This window comes from Amycolatopsis sp. MtRt-6, assembly GCF_017308975.1.
Classification (GTDB): Bacteria; Actinomycetota; Actinomycetes; order Mycobacteriales; family Pseudonocardiaceae; genus Amycolatopsis.
In genome coordinates, this window is record NZ_JADWPD010000067.1 from 1 (window position 1) to 3481 (window position 3481).

Genomic DNA, 3481 nt, shown 5'->3' on the forward strand with positions numbered 1-3481 from the left:
GCCCGCAACGCCCGATCCGCTGCCCACTGCCGCCGCGCACCCACCGGTGCCTCCGGCACCTGCTTCCGACCGCGCCCCATCGCAAACCTCCGTGATCAAGGTGTTGCGACGACCAGTTGAATCCGCCACGAGTGCCGGGGTCAGTGTGGTGATCGCGCCGCCGAGAGCATCGCCGAGCTGCGCCACCAGGCCAGCGACCACCGGCGCGAGCGCGGCCACGATCGGCGCGAGCGCCGCCACCGCGGGCACCAAGACAGCGGCGAGACCTTGCGCCGCCGCACCCAGGATCGGGACCAGCGCAGTAATCACCTGGCCGAGCGGGGCGATCGCTGGGGCCAGCGTGGCGAACGCGGCCCCGATCATCGGGCCGAGTTGCGCGATCGCCGGGGCGATGCTGGTGACGATGGCCTGGCCGAGAGCGACCAGGATCGGCAGCAGCCCGGCGCTGGCGGCGTGCAGGCCGTCGAAGATCTGCACCAGCGCCGCTGCGCCCTGCGCTGAGTTCACGAACGCGGCGAGCTGCCCGGTCAGGGTGAGCAACGTGGACAGCAGGCCGTCCCCGCCGGTGCTCGCGGCGGAGAACACTGCGAACACAACCTGGGCCAGGTTCTTCAGGACCGTGACCAGGTCCCCGACCGCCGACAGCCCGGCCGACAGCCATTCGCGGAGCTGCCCGGACTGGCGGGCCTGGGCGATGAAGTCGGCGAACTTCTGCGCCCCGCCGGCGAGGCCGGCGCCGAAGCCGGGCAGGAACTCCGCGCCGACCGCCGCGATGTCGCGCAGCGCCTGAAGGAACGGCTGCACGCCCTTGGCCAGGTTCCCGAACATGGCCGAGGTGCTGTCCAGGATGGTGGTGACGTCGCCGACGGTGCGGCCTTCGCGGGCGAACGCAGCGAACCCGCCCGCCCCGGCGTTCAACCCGGTGGCGACCTTGCCCAGTCCGGTGCGCAGCAGCGGCAGATACGTGCCCGCCAGCCCGGTGATCTCGGAGGCGAGCCTGGCGAACAGGTGTTGCTGAACCTCCTGCCGGACACCGAGCAGCGCGGGCTTCAGCCCATGGGCAGCGTTCGCGGCCTCAGCCATCGCCGGGGCGAAGTCCTTGATAGCCTCGGCGTACTTCTTGGGATCCGACTCCTTGACCGCGTCGGCGAACCCGGCGACCCCGAGCTTCAGCGTCCCGATCGCGGCTGCGGCGGCGAGGCCGGCGGCCGGGACCAGCAGGAGCGACCCCGACGCGGTGGCCGCGACCTGGCCGATCCCGGCCAGCACCGTGACGGCCTGCCCGACCGCGGCGGCCATCGCGCCGTACTTCAGGACCGCCGCGCCGACCGACAGCCTCATCCGGGTGACCTGGGCGGTGGTGCGGTTCAGGCCGTCGTCGAGCTGGCCGAGGCCGCGCACCGTGGCGCCGACGCTCTTGTCCGCCACGGCCTTGATCGAGACCGAGCGACCGGACAGCTCGTGGACCAGCCGCTGAAACTGGGTTTCCGCCGGGAGGGCGTCCAGTTCGGCCAACAGCCGGACCGCCGTCTGATCACCTTCGCGGGCCGCGACCCGGAGCTGTTCGCGCAGCAGCGCGGTTTGGACCTGCGCAGTGAGCCGCAGCGCGGGAGCTTCCCGCTCGGCCTCGCGGACCTGATCGCGGACGTGACGGCCGAGGCCCTGCAGGCTCGGCATGATCTTGAGGTAGGCGTGACCGACTGTTGCCACGGGCGGTCACCGCCCGAAATGGCTCGGAAGTGTCGGGGTGGGGGTTTACACTTCTGCCAAACTTGCGTAGGGACGGTCACGATGACGGAAGCGGATTCCATCTCTGAAAGCTTCGGACGGGCACTGCAGGTGCGGTTCAAGAGAATCGACCTATGGTGGGAACTCTTTCAGGGCAAGCTCGACACCCATCCGAACAGCCCACTGGCGGGAGATGACCGGGATACGGCTCCCTGGCAGGTTTCCCATGCTGCGCAGAGCTACTTGCTCAGTGCCGTGGAGCACCTGCACACGATTCGGATGCTCGTCGGGAAGGCGGGTGTCTTGCACCCGAGATCCACGTACACGCTGATGCGCTCGGCGTTGGAGAACGCGGCCACCGTTCTGTGGATGCTGGAGCCATCCCTGCGTAACGAGCGCATCGTTCGACGCCTCCGACTTCGTTGGACCGACGCTCTCGAACGAGAAGACATCGTCAACGACATGGGTACAGTGGATCGAAGCAGCCTCACCGATACGAGGACGAAGATTCTCGAAATTGCAGACCGGAAGGGTTTCACCGGCGACCAGCGGTCACAAGTTGTTGGGCGGAAAGTAAGTTACGTGAGCATGGTCAAGGCGGCGGCCGGTCCTGATCGGTCCATCACAGTGCCCGGCCACTTGACCGCGATTTGGTCGCAGCTAAGCGGAATCGCACACGGAAGCCAGCGAGCACAGATCGAACTACTTCAGCGGAACGTCGTCGCCGATGGCGGGCTGGGAACGCTCGAAGTTCGCTTGACGACGTCGGAGAAGGAGTTCATCACGATCCTCTCGATGACGATGCTGGTGGTCATCGACGCGCTTGAGCTGTTCACCAAGAAGCGCTCGAACCCTTGGGCAGCCGCCGCCTAGATGTCCCGCATCCACGTTGCGATCTCGCGCAGTGACTTCGGTTCCGGCTCGCCGGTGGCCGCGTGCCCAGATGGCCGCGTTCGTGGTGAAGAAGTTGGGATGTCCAGCGGTCCGTCGAGTTGCTCGGAGGAAATAGCTTGCCCGAGCGCCGTGGCCAGCAGTGCCCAGATCGCGGTGATGCGGCGCTCGGTCGCGGCGAGCAGGATCTCAGTCCGGCCCCAGGCCCCGTCCTGACTGAGTGTCCGCCACACCGCCGCGTCGTCCGGTAGATGCGTGACCAGCGTGCAAACACGGCGATAGGTCAGGCGGTTGCGGTAGAGGTCGAGCAGGTCGACCCCGAACCAGCGGAGGAAATCGGTTTCGAGAGCCTCGGCGGTCGCCTCGTCGGCCAGGAGGAGGGCGACCGTTACGGGTTTCCCCGGCCCAGCTCCTTCATCACCGCAGCCGAGAACTCCTCGGCGTCCGCGGCGGTCGAGGCCAGACCACGCCATGTCGCATACTGTTCGCTACCGAGGATGAGCTTGAGCGCGGCGAGGTGTTTGCCGGCTTCCTCGGCTTCGAGCGCATCGAGTGGGAAGTCCTCCGCGCGCGGCAAGGTGAACCGGGTGCCGCGCCACTGCACCGCTAGCGCGGTCGCCGGGGGTGTCGGCTTGCCGACGGCTTCAGATCGTTGGCGTGTGGCCATGGGTGTGGGGTTTCTCCTTTGAGTCTCATCTGTGGAATCTCGTCCTCAGCGTGGGGTGTCGGCGGACGGGGTCTGCCCAGACTTCGGTTGACACCGGAGCTGACTGTTTCTCAGGCCGCCACTGCGGGGGTGTAGATGGTCTCAAACTCGACTGGGGTGAGCTTGCCCAGCCCCCGTTGGCGGCGTTTGCGGTGG

The 3481-nt window shown here is 67.7% G+C and carries 4 protein-coding genes; 1 reads left to right on the forward strand and 3 read right to left on the reverse strand.

Annotated elements, in window-relative coordinates; genetic code table 11:
• Nucleotides 1–1710: hypothetical protein (locus I4Q55_RS50045; RefSeq protein ID WP_307793510.1), on the reverse strand; the 1710-nt coding region annotated here is incomplete at its 3' end.
• Nucleotides 1711–1791: 81 nt separating this feature from the next.
• Here I4Q55_RS50045 and I4Q55_RS48790 point away from each other — a divergent pair.
• Nucleotides 1792–2601 carry a hypothetical protein gene (locus tag I4Q55_RS48790; RefSeq protein WP_206797873.1) on the forward strand — a complete coding sequence of 270 codons (810 nt, stop codon included), beginning with the start codon at nt 1792–1794 and terminating at the stop codon, nt 2599–2601.
• Here I4Q55_RS48790 and I4Q55_RS50050 read toward each other — a convergent pair.
• A complete protein-coding gene (locus tag I4Q55_RS50050) occupies nt 2598–3092 on the reverse strand; it encodes a hypothetical protein (RefSeq protein WP_242548115.1) in 495 nt (164 codons plus the stop codon). The two genes, I4Q55_RS48790 and I4Q55_RS50050, sit on opposite strands and share 4 nt — an antisense overlap.
• Entirely contained in the window at nt 3008–3286 is a 279-nt protein-coding gene (locus tag I4Q55_RS48800) for a hypothetical protein (protein ID WP_206797874.1), read from the reverse strand. Before I4Q55_RS48800 ends, I4Q55_RS50050 begins: the two co-directional genes overlap by 85 nt.
• Between the last annotated feature and the right edge of the window lie 195 nt (nt 3287–3481).

What these genes read in the sequence shown, in the direction of transcription:
- I4Q55_RS48790 (WP_206797873.1), top strand. Translation starts at nt 1,792, where the DNA reads ATGACGGAAGCGGATTCCATCTCTGAAAGCTTCGGACGGGCACTGCAG.
- I4Q55_RS48800 (WP_206797874.1), bottom strand. Translation starts at nt 3,286, where the DNA reads ATGGCCACACGCCAACGATCTGAAGCCGTCGGCAAGCCGACACCCCCG.
- I4Q55_RS50050 (WP_242548115.1), bottom strand. Translation starts at nt 3,092, where the DNA reads ATGGCGTGGTCTGGCCTCGACCGCCGCGGACGCCGAGGAGTTCTCGGC.